Origin of the sequence: Pseudomonas sp. J380 (genome assembly GCF_009827115.1) — a bacterium.
Taxonomy (GTDB): domain Bacteria; phylum Pseudomonadota; class Gammaproteobacteria; order Pseudomonadales; family Pseudomonadaceae; genus Aquipseudomonas; species Aquipseudomonas paracarnis.
On sequence record NZ_CP043060.1, the window covers coordinates 3,440,128 to 3,466,253 of the forward strand.

Annotated in this window: 20 protein-coding genes and 2 tRNA genes; 4 read left to right on the forward strand and 18 right to left on the reverse strand. The window is 60.8% G+C overall.

All coding sequences use genetic code 11. The features are described from left to right. Positions 1-2 precede the first annotated feature (2 nt). From FXO12_RS15660 to rnr, 8 genes are all read right to left on the reverse strand, one after another. Positions 3-2,306 (reverse strand): YgiQ family radical SAM protein, encoded by a 2,304-nt coding sequence (locus tag FXO12_RS15660; protein ID WP_034125867.1) that lies wholly within the window; start codon positions 2,304-2,306, stop codon positions 3-5. A 124-nt stretch (positions 2,307-2,430) separates the two neighbouring features. Next, positions 2,431-3,828, reverse strand: coding sequence for a replicative DNA helicase (gene dnaB, locus FXO12_RS15665; RefSeq protein WP_003188079.1), 1,398 nt, complete (start codon positions 3,826-3,828; stop codon positions 2,431-2,433). Between the two features lie 110 nt (positions 3,829-3,938). Beyond that, positions 3,939-4,385: a 50S ribosomal protein L9 gene (gene rplI / locus FXO12_RS15670; RefSeq protein ID WP_003171376.1), complete on the reverse strand. Its 447-nt coding sequence runs from the start codon at positions 4,383-4,385 to the stop codon at positions 3,939-3,941. 18 nt (positions 4,386-4,403) lie between these two features. Further along, the gene (locus FXO12_RS15675) at positions 4,404-5,297 is read right to left on the reverse strand and encodes a hypothetical protein (protein ID WP_034125655.1); all 894 of its coding nucleotides are present in this window, start codon (positions 5,295-5,297) and stop codon (positions 4,404-4,406) included. A gap of 36 nt (positions 5,298-5,333) precedes the next feature. After that, on the reverse strand, positions 5,334-5,564 hold the full coding sequence (gene rpsR / locus FXO12_RS15680) for a 30S ribosomal protein S18 (protein ID WP_002551829.1): 231 nt from the start codon (positions 5,562-5,564) through the stop codon (positions 5,334-5,336). Between the two features lie 28 nt (positions 5,565-5,592). Then, the gene (gene rpsF, locus FXO12_RS15685; protein ID WP_003236224.1) at positions 5,593-6,015 is read right to left on the reverse strand and encodes a 30S ribosomal protein S6; all 423 of its coding nucleotides are present in this window, start codon (positions 6,013-6,015) and stop codon (positions 5,593-5,595) included. 324 nt (positions 6,016-6,339) lie between these two features. Beyond that, a complete protein-coding gene (rlmB, locus tag FXO12_RS15690; RefSeq protein ID WP_003188074.1) occupies positions 6,340-7,101 on the reverse strand; it encodes a 23S rRNA (guanosine(2251)-2'-O)-methyltransferase RlmB in 762 nt (253 codons plus the stop codon). Next, positions 7,098-9,725: a ribonuclease R gene (gene rnr, locus FXO12_RS15695; RefSeq protein WP_054896269.1), complete on the reverse strand. Its 2,628-nt coding sequence runs from the start codon at positions 9,723-9,725 to the stop codon at positions 7,098-7,100. The genes rlmB and rnr overlap by 4 nt, the downstream gene beginning before the upstream one ends. Before the next feature lie 224 nt (positions 9,726-9,949). Between rnr and FXO12_RS15700 the strand changes: the two genes are divergently transcribed. The 4 genes from FXO12_RS15700 (at position 9,950) to FXO12_RS15715 (ending at position 13,000) form a co-directional block, all read left to right on the forward strand. After that, positions 9,950-10,036 (forward strand) — tRNA-Leu (locus FXO12_RS15700). 154 nt (positions 10,037-10,190) lie between these two features. Further along, positions 10,191-10,277: transfer RNA gene (locus tag FXO12_RS15705), tRNA-Leu, on the forward strand. 144 nt (positions 10,278-10,421) lie between these two features. Next, complete coding sequence (locus FXO12_RS15710) at positions 10,422-11,447, forward strand: extracellular solute-binding protein (RefSeq protein ID WP_034125652.1); 1,026 nt, start codon at positions 10,422-10,424, stop codon at positions 11,445-11,447. Beyond that, positions 11,447-13,000, forward strand: a complete 1,554-nt coding sequence (locus FXO12_RS15715) for an iron ABC transporter permease (protein ID WP_057975441.1) — start codon at positions 11,447-11,449, stop codon at positions 12,998-13,000. Before FXO12_RS15710 ends, FXO12_RS15715 begins: the two co-directional genes overlap by 1 nt. 107 nt (positions 13,001-13,107) lie before the next feature. Here the strand turns inward: FXO12_RS15715 and FXO12_RS15720 are convergent, their stop codons facing one another. The 10 genes from FXO12_RS15720 to FXO12_RS15765 all read right to left on the reverse strand — a co-directional run bounded on the left by FXO12_RS15720 (position 13,108) and on the right by FXO12_RS15765 (position 26,122). Next, entirely contained in the window at positions 13,108-15,042 is a 1,935-nt protein-coding gene (locus FXO12_RS15720) for a methyl-accepting chemotaxis protein (RefSeq protein WP_060772853.1), read from the reverse strand. Between the two features lie 139 nt (positions 15,043-15,181). Next, entirely contained in the window at positions 15,182-16,471 is a 1,290-nt protein-coding gene (locus FXO12_RS15725; RefSeq protein WP_014716669.1) for an adenylosuccinate synthase, read from the reverse strand. Between the two features lie 54 nt (positions 16,472-16,525). Beyond that, positions 16,526-17,713, reverse strand: a complete 1,188-nt coding sequence (locus FXO12_RS15730) for an ATP phosphoribosyltransferase regulatory subunit (protein ID WP_003188066.1) — start codon at positions 17,711-17,713, stop codon at positions 16,526-16,528. Positions 17,714-18,006: 293 nt separating this feature from the next. Further along, entirely contained in the window at positions 18,007-18,873 is an 867-nt protein-coding gene (hflC, locus tag FXO12_RS15735) for a protease modulator HflC (protein ID WP_003188064.1), read from the reverse strand. Then, positions 18,873-20,048, reverse strand: coding sequence for an FtsH protease activity modulator HflK (gene hflK / locus FXO12_RS15740; protein WP_003188062.1), 1,176 nt, complete (start codon positions 20,046-20,048; stop codon positions 18,873-18,875). The genes hflC and hflK overlap by 1 nt, the downstream gene beginning before the upstream one ends. A gap of 96 nt (positions 20,049-20,144) precedes the next feature. Next, positions 20,145-21,446, reverse strand: coding sequence for a ribosome rescue GTPase HflX (gene hflX / locus FXO12_RS15745; RefSeq protein WP_003188061.1), 1,302 nt, complete (start codon positions 21,444-21,446; stop codon positions 20,145-20,147). Positions 21,447-21,458: 12 nt separating this feature from the next. Continuing rightward, positions 21,459-21,719 (reverse strand): RNA chaperone Hfq, encoded by a 261-nt coding sequence (gene hfq / locus FXO12_RS15750; RefSeq protein ID WP_003188059.1) that lies wholly within the window; start codon positions 21,717-21,719, stop codon positions 21,459-21,461. A gap of 94 nt (positions 21,720-21,813) precedes the next feature. Further along, positions 21,814-22,785 (reverse strand): tRNA (adenosine(37)-N6)-dimethylallyltransferase MiaA, encoded by a 972-nt coding sequence (gene miaA, locus FXO12_RS15755; protein ID WP_057975439.1) that lies wholly within the window; start codon positions 22,783-22,785, stop codon positions 21,814-21,816. Next, positions 22,785-24,701 carry a DNA mismatch repair endonuclease MutL gene (gene mutL, locus FXO12_RS15760; RefSeq protein ID WP_057975438.1) on the reverse strand — a complete coding sequence of 639 codons (1,917 nt, stop codon included), beginning with the start codon at positions 24,699-24,701 and terminating at the stop codon, positions 22,785-22,787. Before mutL ends, miaA begins: the two co-directional genes overlap by 1 nt. Then, positions 24,701-26,122, reverse strand: coding sequence for an N-acetylmuramoyl-L-alanine amidase (locus FXO12_RS15765; RefSeq protein WP_003188054.1), 1,422 nt, complete (start codon positions 26,120-26,122; stop codon positions 24,701-24,703). The genes mutL and FXO12_RS15765 overlap by 1 nt, the downstream gene beginning before the upstream one ends. Positions 26,123-26,126 lie beyond the last annotated feature (4 nt).

The window sequence follows — 26,126 nt, forward strand, 5'->3', positions numbered from 1 at the left end:
GATCACCGCGGTACAACCGGCTTGCGCGTAGGCTTGCCGCCCTTGCCCTTGGCCGCATCGCTGCGCTCTTTGGCCGCCTGCTTATTGCGCGCCTGGGCCGCAGCCTTGGCTTGCTCGCGCTTGTCCCACGGGTTGCTGCCGTCGCTGCCACGGGGTGGCAGGCCGGTGTGCTGGGTGAGAATCCTGGTGGTGGTTTCCTTGGCGACCTTATGGCTGCCGGCCGGCGTCGAGTTCTTGCGCCGGGCGCTCTGGTAGCTGTCGGTGGACGGCTGGTGCAGCGGGATCAACTGGTCCTTGCCCGACCCGATCAGGTCGGCACGGCCCATGCGGGTCAATGCTTCACGCAGCATCGGCCAGCCCTTCGGGTCGTGGTAACGCAGGAACGCCTTGTGCAGGCGGCGCTGCTCCTCGCTCTTGACGATGGTCACCGCGTCGCTCTTGTAGGTGACCTTGCGCAACGGGTTTTTGCCCGAGTGGTACATCGCGGTGGCGGTGGCCATCGGCGACGGGTAGAACGCCTGCACCTGGTCGGCACGGAAGCCGTTGCCCTTGAGCCACAGGGCCAGGTTCATCATGTCTTCATCGGTGGTACCCGGGTGGGCGGCGATGAAGTACGGGATCAGGTACTGCTCCTTGCCCGCTTCCTTGGTGTACTTCTCGAACATGCGCTTGAACTTGTCATAGCTGCCAATGCCCGGCTTCATCATCTGGTTGAGCGGACCTTCCTCGGTGTGTTCCGGGGCGATCTTGAGGTAACCACCGACGTGGTGGGTGACCAGCTCTTTGACGTATTCCGGCGACTCGACGGCCAGGTCGTAGCGCAGGCCGGAAGCGATCAGGATCTTCTTCACACCCGGCAACGCACGGGCGCTGCGGTACAGCTGGATCAACGACGAGTGGTCGGTGTTCAGGTTAGGGCAGATGCCAGGGAACACGCACGACGGCTTGCGGCACGCGGATTCGATTTCCGGGCTCTTGCAGGCGATGCGGTACATGTTCGCCGTCGGGCCGCCGAGGTCGGAGATCACGCCGGTGAAGCCCGGCACTTTGTCGCGGATCTCTTCGATCTCGCGAATGATCGACTCTTCGGAACGGTTCTGGATGATGCGGCCTTCGTGCTCGGTGATCGAGCAGAAGGTGCAGCCGCCGAAGCAGCCACGCATGATATTCACCGAGAAACGGATCATGTCGTAGGCCGGGATCTTCTCCTTGCCATACGCCGGGTGCGGTACGCGGGCATAAGGCATGCCGAACACGTAGTCCATTTCTTCGGTAGTCATCGGAATGGGCGGCGGGTTGAACCACACGTCAACTTCACCGTGCTTCTGCACCAGGGCGCGGGCGTTGCCTGGGTTGGTTTCCAGGTGCAACACGCGGTTGGCGTGGGCATAGAGCACCGCGTCGCCGCGGACTTTTTCCACCGATGGCAGGCGGATCACGGTCTTGTCACGGGTCATGCGCGGGCTGGCCAGGATCTGCACAACCTTGGCTTCTTCCGGATCATCCACCGGCCCCTTTTCCTGCTCGATGGCGCAGGCCTGGGTGTCCTGGGTGTTGACGTACGGGTTGATGATCTTGTCGATCTTGCCCGGACGGTCGATGCGCGTGGAATCCACTTCGTACCAACCGGCCGGCGTATCACGGCGGATGAACGCGGTACCGCGCACATCGGTGATGTCTTCGATCTTGTGGCCCCACGACAAACGCTGGGCAACTTCGACGATGGCCCGCTCGGCGTTGCCGTACAGCAGGATATCGGCGGTGGCGTCGATCAGGATCGAGTTGCGCACGCGGTCCTGCCAGTAGTCGTAGTGGGCGATACGACGCAGGGAAGCTTCGATGCCGCCAAGCACGATCGGCACGTTCTTGTAGGCTTCCTTGCAACGCTGGCTGTACACCAGGCTCGCACGGTCGGGGCGTTTGCCAGCCATGCCGCCAGGGGTATAGGCGTCGTCGGAGCGGATTTTCTTGTCGGCGGTGTAGCGGTTGATCATCGAGTCCATGTTGCCGGCCGCGACGCCGAAGAACAGGTTCGGCTCGCCGAGCTTCATGAAGTCGTCTTTGGACTGCCAGTTCGGTTGCGCGATGATCCCGACGCGAAAGCCCTGGGACTCCAGCAGCCGGCCGATGATCGCCATGCCGAACGATGGGTGGTCAACATAGGCATCACCGGTGACGATGATGATGTCGCACGAATCCCAGCCAAGCTGATCCATCTCCTCCCTGCTCATCGGCAGGAATGGCGCAGGACCGAAACATTCGGCCCAGTACTTGGGATAGTCAAATAACGGCTTGGCTGTTTGCATGACGGTGACCGGTGTGAAGATGAAAAATCGCGGGCGCGGAATATAGCACAAATTTTGACCAATTCCGACGGTAGTAGTCGGAATTGTGGCTTGCCTGCGATGAGGCCCTTACAGGCGCTTGAAACTACTCGTCGTCGTCGAAGTTGTAGCTACCCGGCGCCAGGTTCTCGAAACGCGTGTACTTGCCGATGAACGCCAACCGGATAAACCCGATCGGGCCGTTCCGCTGCTTGCCGATGATGATTTCGGCAATGCCCTTGTGTTCCGTCTCGGGGTGGTACACCTCGTCGCGGTACACGAACATGATCACGTCGGCGTCCTGCTCGATCGCTCCGGATTCCCGCAAGTCGGAGTTCACCGGACGCTTGTTGGGACGTTGTTCCAGGGAACGGTTGAGCTGGGACAACGCCACCACCGGGCAGTTGAATTCCTTGGCCAGGGCCTTCAAGGAACGAGAGATTTCAGAAATCTCGTTGGTACGGTTGTCGCCACTGGAACCGGGGATCTGCATCAACTGCAGGTAGTCGATCATGATCAGGGCGATGTCGCCATGCTCACGCACCAGGCGCCGGGTACGCGCGCGCATTTCGGACGGGCTGATACCCGCAGTGTCATCAATGAATAGCTTGCGGTCGTTGAGCAGGTTGACCGCTGAGGTCAGGCGCGGCCAGTCGTCGTCTTCAAGCTGGCCGGAACGCACCTTGGTCTGGTCGATACGGCCAAGCGACGAGAGCATACGCATGATCAACGATTCGCCTGGCATCTCGAGGGAGTACACCAGCACCGCCTTGTCGCTGCGTAACACGGCGTTTTCCACCAGGTTCATCGCGAAGGTGGTCTTACCCATGGACGGACGACCGGCGACGATGATCAAGTCGGACGGCTGCAGGCCGCTGGTCTTTTCGTCGAGGTCGGTGTAACCGGTGGAAATACCGGTAATCGCGGCATCGGTGTTGAACAGGGTGTCGATGCGGTCGATGGCTTTGGTCAGCAGGTCGTTGACGCTGACCGGGCCGCCGGTTTTCGGGCGGGCCTCGGCGATCTGGAAGATCTGGCGCTCGGCTTCGTCAAGGATCTCGGCAGCGGTGCGGCCTTCGGGGTTGAAGGCGCTGTCGGCGATTTCGGTGCTGATGCCGATCAACTGGCGCAACGTGGCGCGCTCGCGGACGATCTGGGCATAGGCCTTGATGTTGGCGACGGACGGCGTGTTTTTTGCCAGCTCACCGAGGTAGCCCAGACCACCCACTTGGGAGGTCTGGCCTTCCTTGTCCAACTGCTCGGCCAGGGTTACCACGTCGATCGGTGAGTTCTGGTCGGCCAGCTTGGCGATGGCGCGGAAGATCAGGCGGTGGTCATGACGATAGAAGTCACCGTCCGAGACTTGATCCAGCACGCGTTCCCAGGCGTTGTTGTCCAGCATCAAGCCACCGAGCACGGCCTGTTCGGCCTCGATGGAATGCGGCGGCACCTTCAGGGCAGCGGTTTGCAGATCGTATTGCTCAGGAGCAGAGATTTCGTTCATGGCCACTTGGAATTTGGGGTGTGTAGAAAAACAAAAGGCACGACCTGTAAACAGGATCGTGCCCGATGTTAACCGGCTGGCACGCGAGGTGCCAGTCAGTTAGGTGCGACTTAAGCTGCTACCACGACAACGCGTACGGTGGCTTCAACTTCGGCGTGCAGGTGCACGGCTACGTCGAATTCGCCTACGTTGCGGATGGTGCCGTTCGGCAGACGAACTTCGCTCTTCTGCACTTCAACGCCGGAGGCGGTCAGTGCATCAGCGATGTCGTGGGTACCGATCGAACCGAACAGCTTGCCTTCGTCACCAGCGGTGGCAGTGATAGTCACTTCCAGCTCAGCCAGTTGGGCAGCGCGAGTTTCGGCCGACGCTTTTTTGTCTGCTGCGGCTTTTTCCAGCTCAGCACGACGCTCTTCAAACGCAGCCAGGTTGGCAGCGGTTGCAGCGGTGGCTTTGCCGTATGGCAGCAGGTAGTTACGACCGTAGCCGGCCTTAACGTTCACTTTGTCGCCCAGGTTGCCCAGGTTGGCGACTTTTTCCAGAAGGATCAGTTGCATGTGAAAATCCTCTAACTTTTAACCTTCACCGTTCGCGTTATCGGCGTCTTTCGACGCCAGACGACCGCGAAAATCAATCAGGCTGTCAACAATGGCCAAGACCACGAGTAACGGATAGATCAGCTGCATGAACAGCAACAGCGTGACGTACAACCCCACCAGCCAAAACCTGGCCAGTCGCTTTTGCGCGGCAAGCCCATGAATCAGGGCCAGCCCGGCAAACACCAGCGGTACGCTGCAAATCGGCGCCAGCAAGGCCATCTGTGGGCCGAAGTTCGGCCCGACAACCATGCACGCCAGCAGCAACATCGCCGGCCCCGCTGGGATTCTGATACTGCGAAACTCGCGACCAAAACCACCCGGGTTGTACAACAACGCCTGCCAATAACGCCCAAGAATCAGGCTCAGCACGCTGACGACCTGCAACAAAGCCGCAATCAGGCCGGTCAGGACCGGGGCAATCAGTGACGCAAACCGCGCTCGCTCATCTACCGACAAATGCTGGTAGAGATCCCCGAGGGCCAACGGCAGGATCTTGACGATCTCCTGCGCCAGCGCCTCGATCTGCGGGCGGAAAGCCGCGCCAAGCATCACTGAGTACACCAACCCCAATGCCACGCTGACCAGCAGCGTGCGGACCCAGGACTCACTTGCGCGCAAAACCAACGCAAGGCTCGATGACCCCAGCAGTACCAGAAGTACCCGTGGATCACCCATTTGCAGCCACCAGATCAAGGCCGGCAACAAACCCAGGGCAAGAACGCCAAGGGCGTCCTTCAAACCGCGCCGCAGTAGCACAAGGCAACCTGCGGCAGCACCCAACCAATAAAGCAACGGCAATGCCGCACATCCAGCCACTACCAGAGTGGCCTGCACGCGACCGCGCATGATGAACTCAGCTAAGGCGCGCATGCATTCAATCCCTTACTACTTGTCGACTGCCCGGTCTCAGCGGCCGTGGCTGTCGGTGTAGGCCAGCAGGGCCAGGAAGCGGGCGCGCTTGATAGCGGTGGCCAGCTGACGCTGATAACGTGCTTTGGTACCGGTGATACGGCTTGGAACGATTTTGCCGGTCTCGGATACGTAGGCTTTCAGAGTGTTGAGATCTTTGTAATCGATCTCTTTCACGTCTTCAGCGGTGAAGCGGCAGAATTTACGACGACGGAAGAAACGTGCCATTTGATAGGCTCCTTAAAAGGTCCGTGGATTACTCGTCAGCGTTATCGCTGTTGTCGCTGTCATCACTATCAGCGCTATCAGCGCCTTCGTGCTCAGGACGGTCGCGACGCTCACGGCGCTCACTGCGGTTTTCTTCAGCCTTGAGCATCTCGGATTGGCCAGTAACGGCTTCTTCGCGACGGATGACCAGGTTACGGATCACAGCATCGTTGTAGCGGAAGTTGTCTTCCAGCTCGGCCAGGGCCTTGCCAGTGCACTCAACGTTCAGCATCACGTAGTGAGCCTTGTGAACATTGTTGATTGCGTAGGCCAGTTGACGACGGCCCCAATCTTCCAGACGGTGGATTTTGCCGCCGTCTTCTTCGATCAGCTTGGTGTAACGCTCAACCATGCCGCCGACTTGCTCGCTTTGATCCGGGTGGACCAAAAAGATGATTTCGTAATGACGCATGAATGCTCCTTACGGGTTGTAGCCTGCCGCTCAAAAACGGTCAGACAAGGAGTGAATGACACTTATGGATCTTGCCGCAGGGGAGGCACATCGGTGCCTGCCAGGAAGGCAAGGGGCGCAATTGTAGAGAAGGGGGAGAAGCGGCGCAAGGCAATTGGTGATTATTTGAACAACCCCAAGCACCACAAACACAAATGTAGGAGCGAGCTTGCTCGCGAAAAACTCACAGACACCGCGCTCATTCAGGAAGCCCGCGTTATCGTTGACGTTTTTCGCGAGCAAGCTCGCTCCTACATCAGGATTGGGGCAAGCCCCACATGGTGATTACTTCTTGGGCTTGGCCTTAGCCTTGGCACCACGCTGACGCTGGGCTTCAAACAGGCACACGCCCGTCGCCACCGAAACATTGAGGCTGCTGACACTACCGGCCATCGGCAGGTGCACCAGATAATCGCAATGCTCACGGGTCAGGCGGCGCATGCCTTTGCCTTCGGCGCCCATGATCAGGATGGTAGGGCCGGTAAGGTCCTGGTCATAAATGCTGACCTCAGCCTCCCCCGCCGTGCCCACGACCCACAGGCCGCGCTGCTGGAGCTTCTCCAGGGTACGCGCCAGGTTGGTCACGGCCACCAGCGGAATCACTTCCGCCGCACCGCAGGCGACCTTGCGCACCACCGGCGTCAGGGTCGCGGACTTGTCCTTGGGCACGATCACTGCCAGCGCACCGGCAGCATCCGCCGAACGCAGGCAGGCGCCGAGGTTGTGCGGGTCGGTCACGCCGTCCAGCACCAAGAGCAACGGTGCACCTTCGGTACGGTCTAGCAGCTCGTCGAGCATCGCCTCGCCCCACACCTGGCTCGGACTGACGTCAGCCACCACACCTTGGTGAACGCCTTCGACCCACACGTCCATTTCACGACGCTCGGCCTGGCCGATGGCAACCTTATTCTGCGTAGCCAACTCGACCAGCGCCTGTACGCGCGGCTCGCTGCGACCTTCGGCCAACCACACCTGCTTGACGCGCTTGGGATGGTGACGCAGCAGTGCTTCTACGGCGTGCACGCCGTAGATTTTTTCCAGACTCATGACTTGGCCTTAGGTTTGCGCGACCCGCCGCTTTTTGCGGGAGCCGAACCCGCTTTTGGCGGGCCTTTACGGTGTTTACTTGGCTTGCTAGACGGCTTTTCCGCCCCGTGGGACTTTCCCCCAGACGCCGCTTTACCACCGCTTTTGGCTTCGTTGAGCAACTGCTGCTTCAACTCGCGGCTCTTGCGCAGCTCGGCGTTTTTCGCCGCCGCGTCGCTTGGGCGGTAGGCTTCAGGGGCCTTGTCCTTGGCGGAAGAACGACGACCAGCCTTGGCAGGTGCAGGCTCGGCCGTGGTTTTTGGGGTGGCCGCTTTGCCTTTGGACGCAGGCGCCGTGGTTTCACCACGTTTTTTACGACCCGCAGGCTCTGCCGGCTTGTCAGGCATGCCGAAGTCGATCTTGCGCTCGTCGAGATCGACACGCATGACCTGCACTTCAACGGTATCGCCCAAGCGGAAGCTGCGACCGGTGCGCTCGCCCGCCAGGCGGTGATGCACAGGATCGAAGTGGTAGTAATCACCCGGCAAGGCGGTGACGTGCACCAGGCCCTCGACGTAGATGTCGGTCAGCTCGACGAACAGGCCAAAGCCGGTCACGGCGGTGATGACACCCGGGAACGACTCGCCCACGCGATCCTTCATGAACTCGCACTTGAGCCAGTTCACCACGTCGCGGGTGGCTTCGTCAGCGCGGCGCTCGCTCATGGAGCACTGCTCGCCAAGTTGTTCCAGGGCCGCTTCGTCGTACGGGTAGATCCGTGCTTTCGGAATGGTCATGGCACCGGCGCGCTTGACGTGCGGGGTGTTCTGCTTGGAATGTATCACGCTGCGGATCGCCCGGTGCGTGAGCAAGTCCGGGTAACGCCGAATTGGCGAAGTGAAGTGGGTGTACGCCTCGTAATTCAGGCCGAAGTGGCCCTGGTTATCGGCGCTGTACACCGCCTGGCTCAGCGAGCGCAGCATCACGGTCTGGATTACGTGGTAATCCGGACGGTCCTTGATGCTGGCCAGCAGGGCCTGGTAATCCTTCGGCGTCGGGCCGTCCTTGCCTTTGTGCAGGGACAGCCCGAGTTCGCCGAGGAAGGCGCGAAGTTTTTCCAGGCGCTCCGGCGGCGGGCCGTCGTGCACACGGTACAACGCAGGAATTTCGTGCTTCTTGAGGAACTCGGCAGTGGCCACGTTGGCCGCCAGCATGCACTCCTCGATCAGCTTGTGCGCGTCGTTACGGGTGGTCGGGGTGATCGCCGCAATCTTGCGCTCGGAGCCGAAGACAATGCGGGTTTCCTGGGTTTCGAAATCGATCGCGCCACGGGTATGACGGGCACCCAGCAACACCTTGTACAGCGAGTACAGCTGCTTGAGGTGCGGCACCACGCCAGCGTACTCGGTACGCAGGGCCTTGGCTTCGCTGGTCTTCGGCGTTTCCAGGATGGTGCTGACCTTGTTGTAGGTCAGGCGTGCCTGGGAGTGGATCACCGCTTCGTAGAACTGGTAGTCGGTCATTTCGCCGGTTTTGGAGATGGTCATCTCGCACACCATGGCCAAACGGTCGACTTTCGGGTTCAGGGAGCACAGGCCGTTGGACAGTTGCTCGGGCAGCATCGGGATCACGCGCTCTGGGAAGTACACGGAGTTGCCGCGCACCTGGGCTTCGTTATCCAGGGCCGAACCGATCTTCACGTAGCTGGACACGTCGGCAATCGCGACGTACAACTTCCAGCCGCCGGAGAACAGGCGCAGCTTGCCAGGCTTGGCTTCGCAGTAGACCGCATCGTCGAAGTCGCGGGCATCTTCACCGTCAATCGTGACAAACGGCAGATGACGCAGGTCGATGCGTTTTTCTTTGTCTTTCTCTTCGACTTCCGGCTTGAGCTTGGCGGCTTCCTTGAGCACGGCCTCAGGCCAGACGTGAGGGATATCGTAGGTGCGCAAGGCAACGTCGATTTCCATGCCCGGCGCCATGTAGTTGCCGACCACTTCAACGATATCGCCCTGGGGCTGGAAGCGCGCAGTAGGCCAGTGGGTGATTTTCACCTCGACGAACTGGCCGACCTTCGCGGCGCCATTGCGGCCCGGGGTGATCAGCACTTCCTGCTGGACCTTCGGGTTATCCGGCACAACGAAGCCGATGCCGCCTTCTTCGAAGTAACGGCCGACGATGGATTCGTGGGCGCGGGACACCACTTCGACGATCACGCCTTCACGACGACCACGGCGGTCGAGGCCAGAAACCCGCGCCAGGGCACGGTCGCCATCGAACACCAGACGCATTTGCGCCGGGCTCATGAACAAGTCGTCGCTGCCATCGTCCGGGATCAGGAAGCCGAAGCCGTCACGGTGGCCGGCAATGCGACCCAGGATCAGGTCCAGCTTGTCGACCGGCGCGTAAGTGCCACGACGGGTGTAGATCAATTGAGCATCGCGCTCCATCGCACGCAGACGGCGGCGCAGGGCTTCGAGCTGGTCTTCGGTGGTCAGACCGAATTCTTCAACCAGTTGCTCACGGCTAGCAGGCGAACCACGATCGGCGAGGTGCGCCAGGATCAGTTCGCGGCTAGGAATAGGGTTTTCATATTTTTCCGCTTCACGAGCGGCCTCGGGATCGAGGGACTGCCAATCGGCCATTAGAGAGTTTTCACCTTGTCTATATGCGGGTTAGTTTGGCATACGCGTATTGAAACGGGAAATTTCAGGTATCAACAAGCGTTTAAAAGCCCTTTGCGACCCCCGGCGCGCACCTTGCACGACCACTGGCGAAATTTTCCAGGCTTTTTTCATGGCAGGGGTTTACAGCTCAAATATCGCTCCGTATAGTGCGCGCCATCGACGACGGCAACGTTGTTGATGCTGCCCAGGTGGTGAAATTGGTAGACACGCCAGCTTCAGGTGCTGGTGATCGCAAGGTCGTGGAAGTTCGAGTCTTCTCCTGGGCACCAAATTCAGATCAAACCCGCGAAAGCGGGTTTTTTCGTTTCAGGCCTCTGATTTTTAACGGAAAAATTGATTTATATTTTTCGAATCAGGGGTTTACAGATCAAAAGCCCCGCCGTATAGTTCGCCCCATCAACAGCGGCAACGTTGTTAGATAATGCCCAGGTGGTGAAATTGGTAGACACGCCAGCTTCAGGTGCTGGTGATCGCAAGGTCGTGGAAGTTCGAGTCTTCTCCTGGGCACCAAATTCAGATCAAACCCGCGAAAGCGGGTTTTTTCGTTTCCGAGGTTTGAAAACTTCCCCCATGATTTCCCCCTCATCCGCACTTGAGAAGATTTATCGTTTATCCTTGCAATGATTTGTTGCATATAAGCGAGGAACACTTCGGATGATGATCCGTGACAACCGACTCAAGACATCCCTTCTGCGCGGCCTGACCCTCACTCTACTCAGCCTGACCCTGCTCTCGCCCGCCGCCCACTCTGCCGACAAGGTCTCCCTGACCTTATACAACGGCCAACACAAAGAAGTCGGCGATGAACTCGCCAAGGCCTTCGAAGCCAAGACCGGCATCCACGTCAACGTGCGCAAAGGTAGCAGCAACCAGCTGGCCAGCCAGGTCGTCGAAGAAGGTGAGCGCTCCCCTGCCGACGTCATCTACACCGAAGAATCACCGCCCCTCAACAAACTCGGCGAGCAAGGCCTGTTGGCAAAAATCGATGCCAGCACCCTCGATGTCCTGCCCAAGGATTACGTGGGCAAAAACGGCGACTGGATGGGCGTGACCGCACGCACCCGCGTCGTAGCCTTCAACCCCAAACTGATTGCCGAAAAAGACCTGCCCAAGTCGGTACTGGATTTTGCCGGCCCCGAGTGGCAAGGCAAAGTCGGCTTCGTCCCCACCAGCGGCGCGTTTCAGGAGCAAGCCGTGGCGATCATCAAGCTGCACGGTCGCGAAGCCGCAGAAGAATGGCTGACCGGCCTGCGCGCCTTCGGCAAGGTGTACAGCAACAATATGGTCGCCCTCAAGGCCGTGGAAAAAGGCGAAGTGGCCACCGTGCTGGTGAATAACTACTACTGGTTTGCCCTGAAAAAGGAAAAAACCAATCTGGATTCCCAACTGCACTACTTCACCGATGGTGATGCTGGCGGCCTGATCACCGTATCCTCCGCTGCCGCACTCAAATCCAGCAAGCATCCCAAAGAAGCTCAGCAATTGCTGGCATTCATGGCCAGCGAAGAAGGCCAGCGCGTGATCACCAACACGTCGGCCGAGTACCCGCTGCGCAAGGGCATGGAATCGAACCGCGGCCTCAAGCCATTCAGCGAGTTGCAGCCGCCGAAAGTCACCCCCGCAGACCTGGGCAACGCCGAAGAAGCCCTGGAACTGGAACGTGACGTTGGCTTGAACTGATGAACCCATCGCTTTCCGTCGCGGGGTTCACCCCCCGTCGCAAACGCCCGTCGATCTGGCTGCTGCTACCTGTGATGTTGCTGGTTGGCCTGAGCCTGTTGCCGCTCGCCTACGTCGGGCTCAAAGCCTGGCAGGCGGGCTGGACGGAGGCGGTGCATCTACTGTGGCGGCCTTATGTGTTCGGACTGCTGCGCAACACCCTGGCGCTGATGGTCGGCGTGACCCTGACCTGCGGCGTGATCGGCCTGTCCCTGGCCTGGCTGCTGGAACGCAGCAACCTGCCAGGGCGGCGCATCTGGGGTGTGATCCTGTGCCTGCCGTTTGCGGTGCCGGCGTTCGTCAGCAGTTTTACCTGGGTGTCGCTGAGCGCCCAGTTCGAGGGGCTTGGCGGCGCGATCCTGGTGATGAGCCTGTCCAAATACCCGCTGGTATTTCTGCCGGTGGCGGCAACGCTACGCAATCTTGACCCCTCCCTGGAAGAATCGGCCCGCACGCTGGGGCTCAACCGCTGGGGCGTGTTCTTTCGCATCACCTTGCCGCTGCTGTGGCCATCGCTGCTGGCCGGCTCACTATTGATCGCACTGCACATGCTGGTGGAATTCGGCGCGCTGTCGATCATTGGCCTGCAGACCTTCACCACCGCGATCTACCAGCAGTTCGAACTGGAATTCAGCAATGCCAATGCGGCAATGCTCTCGGCAGTGCTGCTGGCGATGTGCCTGACCCTGCTATGGCTGGAACTGCGCGTACGCGGAAAAGGCCGGCACGTGCGCATCGGCCAGGGCGCGGCGCGGCACGCCGAGCAGGTTCGACTGGGCAAGTGGACGCCATTGGGCCAGGTGTATTGCCTGGCGCTAGCGATCATCGGCAGCGGCATCCCACTGGGAATGCTCGGGTATTGGTTGGCAGTCGGTTCGTCGGCAGCGTTTCCGATGGCCGAGATCGGTGAGGCGCTGCTGTCTTCCCTGGCGCTCTCGCTGGGCGGCGCCGCACTGTGCCTGGTACTGGCAGTACCGGTTGGTTTGCTAGTGGTGCGCTACAAAGGGCAACTGGCAATATGGGCCGAACGCTTGCCGTACTTGCTGCATGCCCTGCCCGGTCTGGTCATTGCGTTGACCCTGGTGTATTTCGCCCTGCATTACGTGCCGGCGCTGTACCAGACCTCGGCATTGCTGCTGATTGCTTATGCGCTGCTGTTTTTGCCATTGGCGCAGGCGCCGATTCGTACAGCGCTGAACAAGGCGGCGCCACAGTTGGAAGAGGCTGCGCGCACGTTAGGCGCATCGTCCTTCAGTGCGTTTTGCCGGGTGACGTTGCCAATTATCTTTCCGGCGCTGGGGGCGGCGTTTGCCTTGGTGTTCCTGGATGCGATGAAGGAATTGACGGCGACATTGCTGCTGAGCCCGACCGGGCTGAATACCTTGGCGACGGCCGTCTGGGCGCATACCTCGAATGTGGAATTTGCGGCGGCGGCACCGTATGCGGCGTTGTTGATATTGGTGTCGGGGTTGCCGGTGTATCTGCTCACGACTCGGATGTATCTGAGTCGCTGAAACAGTTATCGCAGGCAAGCCAGCTCCCACAGTGACCGAGTTCCAACTTTGGAATGCAGTTGAACGTGGGAGCTGGCTTGCCTGCGATGAGGCCCGTCCAGACAACCTCAAGCCCTGAACTGCCCCAAGCTCGCCTTCAACTGCGCCGCCAACCCATCCAGCACCTTGCCACTGGCCGTCGTCTCCACCACCGCTTGCGCCGCACGCTCGGCCTGGGCATGGATCACCTCCACGCGCCCACGCACCGCATGCGCGCCCTGGGCTTGATGCTCGGCCGCACGCGTCGCCAGGCCAATCGCCGCATGCACCTGCTCCACAGAAGCCTGCACCGTCTGCTGCAAGCGCACGCTGTCGCGCAGCACCAGCAAGCCCTCACTGGCCTGGCGCCCCGCCTTGCCGATGGTTTCTACGGCCTCACGCGCGCCCTGCTGCAACGCAACAATATGCGCCTGGATATCGCCAGTGGAGCTTTGAGTCTTGCTGGCCAGCGCACGCACTTCATCGGCCACCACCGCAAAGCCGCGCCCAGTCTCGCCAGCCCGTGCCGCTTCGATGGCCGCGTTGAGAGCGAGCAGGTTGGTTTGCTCGGCGATACCGTGAATCACGGTCAACACCACTTCAATTTGTTCGCTTTGCTGCGCCAGCCGTTCGATCACCTGGGAACCGGCCTGTACCTGCCCCGCCAACGCCTCGATCAAGCTGCCAACTTCGGCCGAGGTCCGTGAGTTCTCATCCGTGGCCTGGCGAATATCCACCACCTGCTGCAGGGCCGCCTGCATGGCGTGGCTTTCGGCCTGGGCCTCATCGGCCATTTGCGACAAAGCGCGCAAACTCTCGGCCACTTCATCACGCTGCAAGCCCGCCGCCGCATCGGCGCCAGCATTGCGCAACGTCATGGCGCCGATTTCCACGCCAGTACGCCGGGCCACGTCGCCTGCCTCCCGCACGATGGGCTGCAACTTATCCACAAAGCGATTGACCGCCGAGGCCATATCGCCGATTTCATCCTTGCTGTTGATCTGCACGCGCTTGGTGAGGTCGCCCTCGCCGGCCGCCAGATCATCCATCGCGGCAATCAGCAACTTCAGGCGATTGACCACGCGTCGCCCCAGCACAATGGCGATCAGCAGCAATACCCCAAGCCCCACCAGTGCCAGCCCCATGCCGATGCGCCAGCGCAGGGTGCCCGCCGCGTCTTGCACGGCGCTGGCGGTATTGGCCGTCATTTGCGTGGCAGTGGCTTGCGCCGATTGCAGCCGGGCGCCCATGGCGTTGGCGCTGTCAGCGGCGGCTCCCTTGAGGCTGTCACCCACCAGTTGATCACCGCTGGCGATCAGCGCGGCAAAGCGCTTATCCAAGGCTTGCAGGTCGGCTTCAACCGTCGCGGTCGACACGCCCATGCGCACCTTGCCGATTTCCACACCGTTGGGGCTGATGGAGGCTTCGACGTAATACACGGAGGGGTCTGTCTTGGCCGCGTCCAGCACCTTGTCCAGGGCACGTTCCCCTGCGCCCTTTGCCAGCAGGGCCTGGTTGATCGGGTTTTCGCGGTTCAGGTATCGGGTCAGGTGCTCGCCTGCGGCGTCGTCATACACCACAAACAGCACATTGGGGTTGCGCTGGGCCCGGCGGGCAAACTCAGAAAGGGTCGGCACGTCACTGTCCCACATGGCACGGGGCGCGACCGAGGCCAGCAGTTGCGCCATGTCATTGGCGGAGTCCTGCAGGTCTTTTTCCAGCGTCGCACGCAACTGCTTTTGCTCTTCCTGCAAGCGCGTGGAAAGCCCAGTTGTCAGTCGCTGGCGCGTGCTGGCGGACAGGCTGTCCAGGCTGGACGTGACTTCCTTGCCAGCTTGGGCCAGTTCGCCAGACAACTTCTGGCTATCAATGCCCAGGCGATTGCCCAAATCGGCTTCCAGCGCCGTCACCGTGCTCCGCGTCAGCGCGACGGCCACCAGCACTTGCACCAAAAGAGCGATACCAAGGGTAACGAACACAGGCCGCAACAGACGGCTTTGTAACAACGAGAGAACGGCAGACACTGGAAATCCCTCCACCACGGGTGCCACTAATTTGATAGCACCTCGAAAGAGGGAAACACAGCAAGGGTCGTGCCGCTTGCCAGGCAGAAACGACAAAGGGCTCCCGAAGGAGCCCTTTGCTTTTCACATCAACAGCTTATTACGCGAACGGGTGACGCAGAACGATGGTCTCGTTGCGGTCCGGGCCCGTCGAAATAATGTCGATCGGCGCACCGATCAGCTCTTCCACACGCTTGATGTAGGCGCGGGCGTTGGCTGGCAGCTCTTCCAGGGTCTTGGCCCCCACGGTCGATTCGGTCCAGCCTGGCACTTCTTCGTACACAGGCTGCAGGCCCACGTAGCTGTCAGCGTCAGTCGGGGCAACATCGTTGCCTTGGGCGTCTTTGTAGCCGACGCAGATGTTGATGGCTTCCAGACCGTCGAGTACGTCCAGCTTGGTCAGGCAGATGCCCGAGATGCTGTTCACATCGATAGCGCGACGCAGGATAACGGCATCGAACCAGCCGCAACGACGAGCACGGCCAGTGGTGGCGCCGAATTCGTGGCCTTGCTTGGCCAGGTGCGCGCCGACGTCGTCGAACAGCTCAGTCGGGAACGGGCCCGAACCTACACGGGTGGTGTAAGCCTTGGTGATGCCCAGGATGTAGTCCAGGAACATCGGGCCAACGCCCGAGCCGGTGGCAACGCCGCCAGCAGTAGTGTTGGAGCTGGTCACGTACGGGTAGGTACCGTGGTCGATGTCCAGCAACGAACCCTGGGCACCTTCGAACATGATGTCCTTGCCAGCGCGACGCAGGTCGTGCAGCTCGGCCGTCACGTCCAGCATCAGCGGCTTGAGCAGCTCAGCGTATTCCTTGCACTCGGCCAGGGTCTTTTCAAACTCGATGGCTGGCTCTTTGTAGTAACCGACCAGCATGAAGTTGTGGTAATCCACAAGTTCACGCAGCTTGTCTTCAAAGCGCGGCATGTTGAGCAGGTCGCCCACACGCAGGCCACGACGTGCAACCTTGTCTTCGTAGGCCGGGCCGATGCCGCGACCGGTGGTGCCGATCTTCAGCTCGCCACGCGCCTTTTCACGGGCCTGGTCCAGCGCAACGTGGAAGGACAGGATCAGCGGGCAGGACGGGCTGATACGCAGGCGCTCGCGCACCGGTACGCCTTTCTCCTCCAGCTTGGTGATCTCGCGCAGCAGAGCGTCAGGTGCAACCACCACGCCGTTGCCGATCAGGCACTGCACGCCTTCGCGCAGGACACCCGACGGGATCAGGTGCAAGACAGTTTTTTCGCCATCGATGACCAGGGTGTGGCCAGCGTTGTGGCCACCTTGGTAGCGCACTACGGCGGCAGCATGTTCGGTCAGCAGATCAACGATCTTGCCTTTGCCCTCATCACCCCATTGGGTGCCCAGGACTACGACATTCTTACCCATAACACTTGTCCTCATTCGCGCAAACTTGGTGCCGGCGATGGCCGGCAGGAAAACTCAAGAAGCCAGTGGCGATACTTGCCAAAGCCCGTTCTGCTGAATCAATTGCCGGTCGCAGTCCGCTTCACGGGCGGCGGCCAATGGCTGCCCAGGCAAGGCCTGGACTACACGCTGACCCTCACGGCGTAACTGGCAAACCTGCTGCCAGAGCGCTGCGTCCGTACTGTCGGGCATCCAGATGCCACCAGACGGCAGCTCGACCTCAGCACGCCCCAGGGTCACCAGGGTTTTCAAATCGGTGGAAAAACCAGTGGCCGGACGCGCACGACCGAAGTCGGCGCCGATATCGTCATAGCGACCACCTTGGGCGATGGCCTGGCCAACACCCGGGACGAATACCGCGAACACCACACCGGTGTGGTAGTGGTAGCCGCGCAATTCACCCAGATCAAAATACAGCGGCAGCTCCGGGAACCGCGCCGACAGGCGCTCGGCAATTGCCAGCACATCGTCCAGTGCTGCCAATACCGGTGCCGGCGCATTGGCCAGGCGCTCACGCGCAGCCACCAGCACTTCACGGCCGCCGCACAGGTCTACCAGCGCCCGCAGCATGCCAGCCAGTTCAGCAGGCACACCCTCGGTGAGAGCGATCACTTCATCGATCGCCTTGCGCTGCAGGGCATCGAACAACTGTTGCTCCACTTCACCGGACAACCCGGCAGCACGCGCCAGGCCACGGTAGATACCGACGTGGCCCAGGTCCATGTGCACGTCCGGCACATCCGCCAGTTGCAGCATGGCCAGCATCAGGCTGATCACTTCCACATCGCTGCTCGGGCTGGCGTCGCCGTACAACTCGGCGCCCAACTGGATCGGGCTACGGGAAGACGACAAGGCGCGCGGCTGGGCATGCAGTACGCTGCCGGCGTAGCACAGGCGGCTCGGGCCTTCGCGACGCAGGGTGTGCGCATCGATGCGCGCCACTTGCGGCGTGATGTCGGCACGGAACCCCATTTGCCGGCCCGATTGCGGGTCGATGACCTTGAAGGTGCGCAGATCCAGGTCCTGGCCCGCGCCGGTCAGCAGGGATTCCAGGTACTCGATATGGGGAGTCACGACAAACTCGTAACCCCAGCTCTGGAACAGATCCAACACCTGGCGACGCGCTACTTCAATGCGCGCAGCTTCTGGTGGCAGTACTTCTTCGATGCCATCTGGCAGCAGCCAGCGGTCTACCGTTGCCATTACGCCATTCCCCTTTGATCCGGGCGGCCAGCCCTCGGCCGAGCCTTGAGTGAAGCAGAAAATACCCGCCCCTTGCATAAACCACGCGCAAGAGCGACGTGACGAACGGCCTGCAAACGGCCTCGTCGGGCACTTTCCTCGAAAAACCTGTCACGCCTGCCGAATCAAACATGCAGACGCAAAAAAGCCGGGAATTTCCCGGCTGCCGCATCATACACCCGTTTTCTGAAAGGATCACCCCGCCAGGCATTTTAGCCGCCCGACGGAGTGCGCCTTACAGAATCACGGGCTGGTTACTTGGACTTTTCCAGGTAGCGGAAGAAGTCGCTGCTTGGGTCCAACACCAGTACGTCGGTTTTGTTCGCGAAGCTTTCACGGTAAGCGCGCAGGCTACGGTAGAACGCGTAGAACTCCTGGTCCTGGCCGTAGGCCTTGGCGTAGATCGCCGCGGCTTGAGCATCGCCGTCACCACGAGCCTCTTCAGACTCACGATAGGCTTCTGCCAGCAGTACACGACGCTGACGGTCGGCATCGGCACGGATACCTTCAGCCAACTCGTTACCCTTGGCGCGGTGCTCACGCGCTTCACGCTCACGCTCGGTGCTCATACGCTCGAACACGCTGCGGTTCACTTCCTTGGGCAGGTCAATGGCCTTGACGCGAACGTCGACCACTTCAATACCCAGCTCTTTTTCCGCCATGGTGTTCAGCGAACGGGTGATGTCAGCCATCAGCGCATCACGTTCACCGGATACCACCTCGTGCAGGGTGCGCTTACCAAACTGGTCACGCAGGCCCGATTCCAGACGACGGGACAAACGCTCGTCGGCAATCTGCTTGAGGCCGGAAGTCGCAGTGTAGAAGCGCTCGGCATCCTTGACGCGCCACTTGGCGTAGGCGTCAACCATCACGGCTTTCTTTTCCAGGGTCAGGAAGCGCTGTGTCGGTGCATCCAGGGTCATCAGGCGGGCGTCGAACTTGCGCACCTGGTTGACGTAGGGGACTTTCACATGCAGGCCCGGCTGGACATCCGCCTGGACCACGCGACCGAATTGCAGCAGCACCGCACGCTCGGTCTGAGCGACGATGTAGAAGCAGTTCCAGGCAGCGATGACCACGACGACGCCCACAATCAGGGCGGTCAGCGATTTATTGCTCATCAACGGCTCTCCCTGGTACGTGTTTGCTGTTGCAGCAAGTCAGCGGCCGCACGGGCGCTCGCTTCGTTGGCAGCGGCATTCGAACCGGTGGACGGTGCACTGGCGCCGCTACGACCACCTTCGATCATCTTGTCCAGCGGCAGGTACAGCAGGTTGTTCTGCCCACCTTTGCTGCCGGTCACGAGAACCTTGCTGGTGTTGCTGAAGACTTCCTGCATGGTGTCCAGATACAGACGCTCGCGGGTCACTTCAGGAGCCTTGCGGTACTCGGCGACCAGCTTGGTGAAACGATCTGCCTCACCCTTGGCGCGGGAGACCACTTCATCGCGGTAACCGTTGGCATCTTCAAGGATGCGCTGGGCCTGACCACGGGCTTCCGGCACAACGCCGTTGGCATAGGTTTCAGCCTGGTTGCGCGAACGCTGCTCGTCTTCACGTGCACGGATCACGTCGTCAAAGGCTTCCTGCACTTCACGCGGTGCCGCTGCGCTCTGTACGTTCACCTGGGTAACGGTGATACCGGTGCGGTAAGTGTCGAGGAAGCGTTGCAGACGCTCCTTGATTTCGCTGGCCATCAACTCACGACCTTCGGTGAGCACCTGGTCCATGGCGGTGGAACCCACCACGTGGCGCAGGGCACTTTCGGTTGCGTGTTGCAGGCTGATTTCCGGCTGATCAACGTTCAGCACGAAGTCTTGCAGGTTGCTGATCTTGTACTGCACGGTCAGCGGCACTTCGACGATGTTCTCGTCTTCGGTCAGCATCTGGCCCTGCTTGGTGTACGCACGCTCACGCGTCACGTTCTCCATGTACTTCTTGTCGATCGGCGGGAAATAGATGTTCAGGCCTGGCCCGACAGTCTCGTAGTACTTGCCGAAGCGCAGCACCACGGCTTGCTCCTGCTCGTCCACCACGTAGACCGCGCTGTACAGCCATACGGCCGCGAGCACGACAAGACCCAGGCCCAGCAGGCCATAGCCACCGCCCTTGCTTGTGCGACCGCCGTCGTCACCACCACGTTTTTTTCCACCACCGAACAACCCATTCAGGCTTTCCTGCAGCTTTCGGAAGGCCTCGTCGAGATCCGGTGGCCCCTTGCGGTCGCCATTATTGCGGCGCTTACCACCCCAAGGATCCTGATTATTCGAGTTGCCACCCGGCTCATTCCAAGCCATAGCGCTCTCCATCTGATAAAGCAAAGACGCACCCACGGCGCGCCGACCAATGCTACAGAATGCCTGCTACTGCGGCACAACCGCTTTCTCAGGCTTTTATTGCAAAGTGTGTTGTTCGATGAACTCTGCCGGTACAACACCCTCTCGGCTGACCAGCCGATTGAGTTCCGAGCGTGGCAATCGAACGGCCAGCAAGCTGACACCTTCTTCGTCGTGTTCTTCTTTCTGTACCGCGCCCAACTCGAAAAACTGTGCACGCAGTCGAGCAAAACGCTGCGGCAAGCGCAAGGTGCCGACGAACAAATCGCTGCCGAGCAATTCGGCAATGGCTTGTTCCAGCAACTCCAAGCCACTGCCATCTCGCGCCGACAACCAGACCCGCTGGGGCTTGCCGTTCTCGTCGCGCTGGATCTGTGGCTCAACGCCTTCAAGCAAATCGAGTTTGTTATAGACCTCGAGGATCGGCAAGTCCTGGGCACCAATCTCGCCCAGCACCACCATGACCTGTTCAATCTGCAACATACGATCCGGTTCGGCCGCATCGATCACGTGCAACAGCAGGTCGGAATTGCTCGACTCTTCGAGCGTAGACCGAAATGCCTCGACGAGCTTGTGGGGCAGGTGACGAATGAAACCCACAGTATCGGCCAGCACAATCGGCCCCAGGTCGTCGATGTCCAGACGCCGCAGGGTCGGGTCGAGGGTGGCGAACAGTTGGTCGGCCGCGTACACATCCGACTTGGTCACGTTATTGAACAACGTGGACTTGCCGGCGTTGGTGTACCCCACCAGGGACACGGTCGGGATATCCGCACGGGAACGGCCACGTCGCGACTGTTCACGCTGGCTGCGCACTTTTTCCAGGCGGCCCTTGATCTGACGCAGGCGAACCCGTAGCAGACGCCGGTCGGTTTCCAACTGGGTTTCACCCGGGCCACGCATGCCGATACCGCCACCCTGACGCTCAAGGTGAGTCCAGCCGCGAACCAGGCGGGTGCTCATGTGGTCAAGCTGGGCCAGTTCAACCTGGAGCTTGCCTTCATGGGTGCGGGCGCGCTGGGCGAAAATATCGAGAATCAGACCGGTACGGTCGATCACGCGACACTCGAAAACACGTTCGAGGTTACGTTCCTGACTGGGCGTGAGGGTGTGATTGAAGATCACCAGATCGGCTTCTTCGGCATGAACCAGGTCGCGCAGTTCCTCGACCTTGCCGCTGCCAATCAGGTATTTGGCGGTTGGCCGATGACGCGGTACGTTAAAAAACGCAACGGTCTCGGCGCCGGCCGAATTTGCCAACTCCTGAAACTCCTGCGGATCTTCGCGCGCCTCAGGGTCCTGTCCATCCAAGTGAACGAGGATTACTCGCTCACCACCACCGTGGCGCTCAAAGAACAAAGGAGACTCCTATCAGGCGTTACCTGGCTCAGCGTCACCCTGTTCGTCACCTGCTGCGCTAGGCAGACGGATTGGACGAACTGGAACGACTGTCGAGATAGCGTGCTTGTAAACCATCTGGCTGACGGTGTTTTTCAGCAGGATAACGAATTGGTCGAACGACTCGATCGTACCTTGCAGCTTGATGCCGTTGACCAGATAGATGGAAACCCCAACTTTCTCTTTACGTAAAGTATTCAAGTAAGGGTCTTGTAGCGAATGCCCTTTTGACATGTGCCGCACTCCTTTAAGGATCAATAATAAAAAATCGGAAAATAGATAGCTTATGGCCGTCACACCCCCAAGGATAGACGGCAATTGCAAGGACTCAGCTCAATATGGAGACCGTTCCCAAGTATTTCAAGGCGCGTGACAGATTGTCGCTGTCCAGGCTGTCCAACCAGTGCAAATCGCTCCAGCTGCGCAGCCAGGTGAACTGGCGCTTCGCCAATTGGCGCGTGGCAATGATGCCGCGCTCCTGCATTTCGGCGGACGTCAGCTTGCCATCCAGATGATCCCAGACTTGGCGGTAGCCTACAGCACGTATCGAAGGCAGCCCTGCATGCAGGTCGCCTCTTGAACGCAATGCTACGACCTCGTCCACAAACCCCTGTTCCAACATTATTGTGAATCTTTGTGCAATTCGTTCATGCAACACCTGGCGGCTTGCCGGAGCGATGGCCAGATTCGCCACAGTATAGGGCAATTGTGACTGTCCAGATGCGCCTGCATCAGTACTTTGCGCAGTTTGTTTCAGGCGATGTTCAGTCATGGTCTGACCACTGACACGCCATACTTCCAGGGCGCGTGTGAGCCGCTGGGGGTCATTGGGGTGAATACGTGCCGCAGAAACCGGGTCTACCGCCGCCAACTGGTCGTGAAGGGCCTGCCAGCCAAGGCGCGCAGCCTCATCTTCAAGTTCGGCGCGCACCTGGGCATCGGCAGGCGGCATATCGGCCAAGCCTTCCTGCAACGCCTTGTAATAGAGCATGGTGCCGCCCACCAGCAGCGGGATATTGCCGCGCGCGGTGATCTCGGCCATGGCCGCCAGGGCGTCGGTGCGAAAGTCCGCCGCCGAATAGCTCTGCGCGGGGTCGATGATGTCGATCAACTTGTGCGGATATTGGGCCAACAGCGCCTTCGACGGCTTGGCCGTACCGATATCCATGTCCCGGTAAACCAGGGCAGAGTCGACGCTGATCAACTCACAGGGCAGCACCTTGGTCAGCTCGATGGCCAGGTCGGTCTTGCCGGCGGCCGTGGGGCCCATCAGGAAAATGGCGGGGGGCAAGGCACTCATCAGCGGCCGCGCAAGAACAGTTTGTCCAGATCATCCAGGCCCATCTGGGTCCAGGTCGGTCGGCCATGGTTGCATTGGCCGCTGCGCTCGGTGTTTTCCATGTCGCGCAGCAGGCCGTTCATTTCCGGCAGGGCCAGGCGGCGGTTGGCGCGGATGGCGCCGTGGCAGGCCATGGTGCCGAGCAATTCGTTGATATGCGCCTGGATACGGTCGCTGGTGCCGTACTCCATCAGGTCTGCCAACACGTCGGCCACCAGGCGGTTGGCCTCGGCCTGCTTGAGCAGCGCGGGAATCTGGCGGATCGCCAGGGTTTCCGGGCCCAGGCGTTGCAGCTCGAAGCCCAGCCTCTGGAACACACCGTGATGTTCTTCTGCGCAGTCGGCTTCACGCTGGCTCACCGCCAGGGATTCGGGCACCAGCAGCGGCTGGCCGCTGAGGCCTTCGCTGGCCATGGCGATCTTCAGGCGCTCGTACATGATCCGCTCATGGGCAGCGTGCATGTCCACCAGCACCAGGCCATGGGCGTTTTCGGCGAGGATATAAATGCCTTTGAGCTGCGCCAGGGCATAACCCAGCGGCGGAATATCACCGCCGCCTTCGGGCAACGCCACAGCAGCACCCGACTCGGCACCCGGCAGCGGCGCGAAAAACTCACGGTACGCCGCCTGGGCCTCGGCCACCGGCACCGTCGATTGCGGGCGCGGTGTGTATTGATACTGATAACCCGCACCGGCACCCGAATTCGGCGCCGTGTAGGCTGGCTGCGCCTGCGGCGATTGCAGCAGGTTGGCCGCCAGGCTCATTTCACCTTGCGGCCCGAACTCACCGGCCTCGGGACCGCTCGGGCGCACCACCGCGGTGACGATCGGCGCCGACAATTGATCATCCGGGCGCACATCACCCAGGGCACGGTGCAGCGTGCCATACAGGAAGTCATGCACCATGCGCCCGTCACGGAAGCGCACCTCATGCTTGGTCGGGTGCACATTGACGTCGACCACCGAAGGGTCAACCTCAAAGAACAGCACAAAGGTCGGGTGTCGCCCGTTGAACAGCACATCGCGATAAGCCTGGCGCACCGCGTGGGCCACCAGCTTGTCGCGGACCGCCCGGCCGTTCACAAAGAAATACTGCAAGTCGGCCTGGCTGCGGGAGAACGTCGGCAACCCGACCCAGCCCCACAACCTCAAGCCATTGCGCTCGATCTCAATCGGCAGCGCCTGTTCCAGGAACCCGCTGCCACACACCGCTGCCACCCGCCGAGCACGCGCGGCGTCGTCGTTGGCTTCGTGCAGGCTGAGGATGGTCTTGCCATTGTGGCGCAGGTGAAACGCCACATCGAAACGCGCCAAGGCCAGGCGCTTGATGACTTCTTGCAGGTGATCGAATTCGGTTTTCTCGGCCTTGAGGAACTTGCGCCGCGCCGGGGTATTGAAGAACAGGTCGCGCACTTCCACCGAGGTGCCCACCGGATGCGCCGCCGGCTGGACCCGAGGCGCCATGTCGCGGCCTTCGGTTTCCACCTGCCAGGCCTGCTCGGCGCTGCGGGTGCGGGAGGTCAGGGTCAGACGGGCCACGGAGCTGATGGAGGCCAGGGCCTCGCCTCGAAAGCCCAGGCTCATGACCCGCTCCAGGTCTTCCAGGTCGCGGATCTTGCTGGTGGCGTGACGGGCCAGGGCCAGGGGCAGGTCATCCGAAGAGATGCCGCTGCCATCGTCACGTACCCGCAGCAGCTTGACGCCGCCCTGCTCCACATCGACATCAATGCGTTTGGCACCGGAGTCGATGCTGTTTTCCAGCAACTCCTTGATGACCGACGCCGGGCGTTCAACCACCTCACCCGCGGCGATCTGGTTGGCAAGGCGCGGGCTGAGCAATTCAATGCGCGAGCCGCTGTTCAAGGTGGATTCGCTCATCACTGCGCCGCCAATGAAGTGCCGGGGATGGTCAACACCTGGCCGATCTTCAACTCGTCGGTTTTCAGGTTATTGGCGCTGCGCAAGGCTGCAGGCGTGACCTGGAAACGGACCGCCAGCATGGCCACGGTATCACCGGGTTGCACACGATGGTCACGCGGGCCCTGGGCGATTTTGCCGGAGTCGCGCAACCAGGCGATATAGGTGCCCGGCGGCGGGTTTTGCTGGAAGAACTGCCGCACACCGGCGCTGATCGAGCGCGCCAGCGCTTGCTGGTGGCTGGCGCTGGCCAGTTTCGACGCTTCGTTGGCGTTGGAGATAAACCCGGTTTCCACCAGGATCGACGGGATGTCCGGCGACTTCAACACCATGAACCCGGCTTGTTCCACACGCTGTTTATGCAGCGACGTCACGCGACCGATATTGCTCAGCACTTTCTGCCCGACGTTAAGACTGGAAGTCAGCGAGGCCGTCATCGACAGGTCGAGCAGCACCCCGGCAAGCATCTTGTCCTTGTCATCAAGGGAAACGTTGCCGGCCCCGCCGATCAAGTCTGAACGGTTTTCACTGTCGGCCAGCCAGCGCGCAGTCTCGGAGGTGGCGCCGCGATCCGACAGGGCAAATACCGAGGCGCCAAAGGCAGCGGTTGAAGGCGCGGCGTCGGCGTGAATGGACACAAACAGATCCGCGCCCTTCTTACGGGCAATTTCAGTACGGCCACGCAGCGGAATGAAGTAGTCACCGGTACGGGTCAGCTCGGCGCGGTAGCCTTTCATGCCATTGACCTGGCGTTGCAGCTCACGAGCGATGGCCAGTACCACGTCCTTCTCGTGCTGGCCGCGTGAGCCGGAAGCCCCCGGGTCTTCGCCACCGTGGCCGGCGTCGATCACCACGATAATGTCGCGCTTGCCTGCCGGTGCAGGCGGCGGCGGTGGCAGCTTGACTTGGGGTTGCGAAGGGTTGACCGGCACCGCAGGCACCGTCGCCACGCTTGGCGTTGGCGCAGGCGGCGGTGCGGCGTCGGCGGGGTTGTCGAACAGGTCGACCACCAGGCGGTTGCCGTACTGGGCGTTGGGGGCCAGGGAGAAGCTTTTGGGGGTCACGGCCTTTTTCAGGTCAATGACCACACGCAGGTCGGTCGGCGTACGCTGGGCAGAGCGCATGGCGGTGATGGGCGTGTTGGCGGTGGAGACTTTCAGCGGCGCGGCCAGGCTGGCACCGTTGATATCGATCACCAGGCGATCAGGCGCCGTCAAGGTAAAGACGCTGTGCTGGACCGGGCCAGACAGGTCGAACACCAGTCGCGTGTTATCCGGCGCTCGCCACAGGCGAACACTTTTCACCTGTGAAGCAGCCAGAGCATTGACAGTCATTGCCGCAAGCAACACCCCCACGACAGCAACCAACGCGCGAAAGCGCATACCT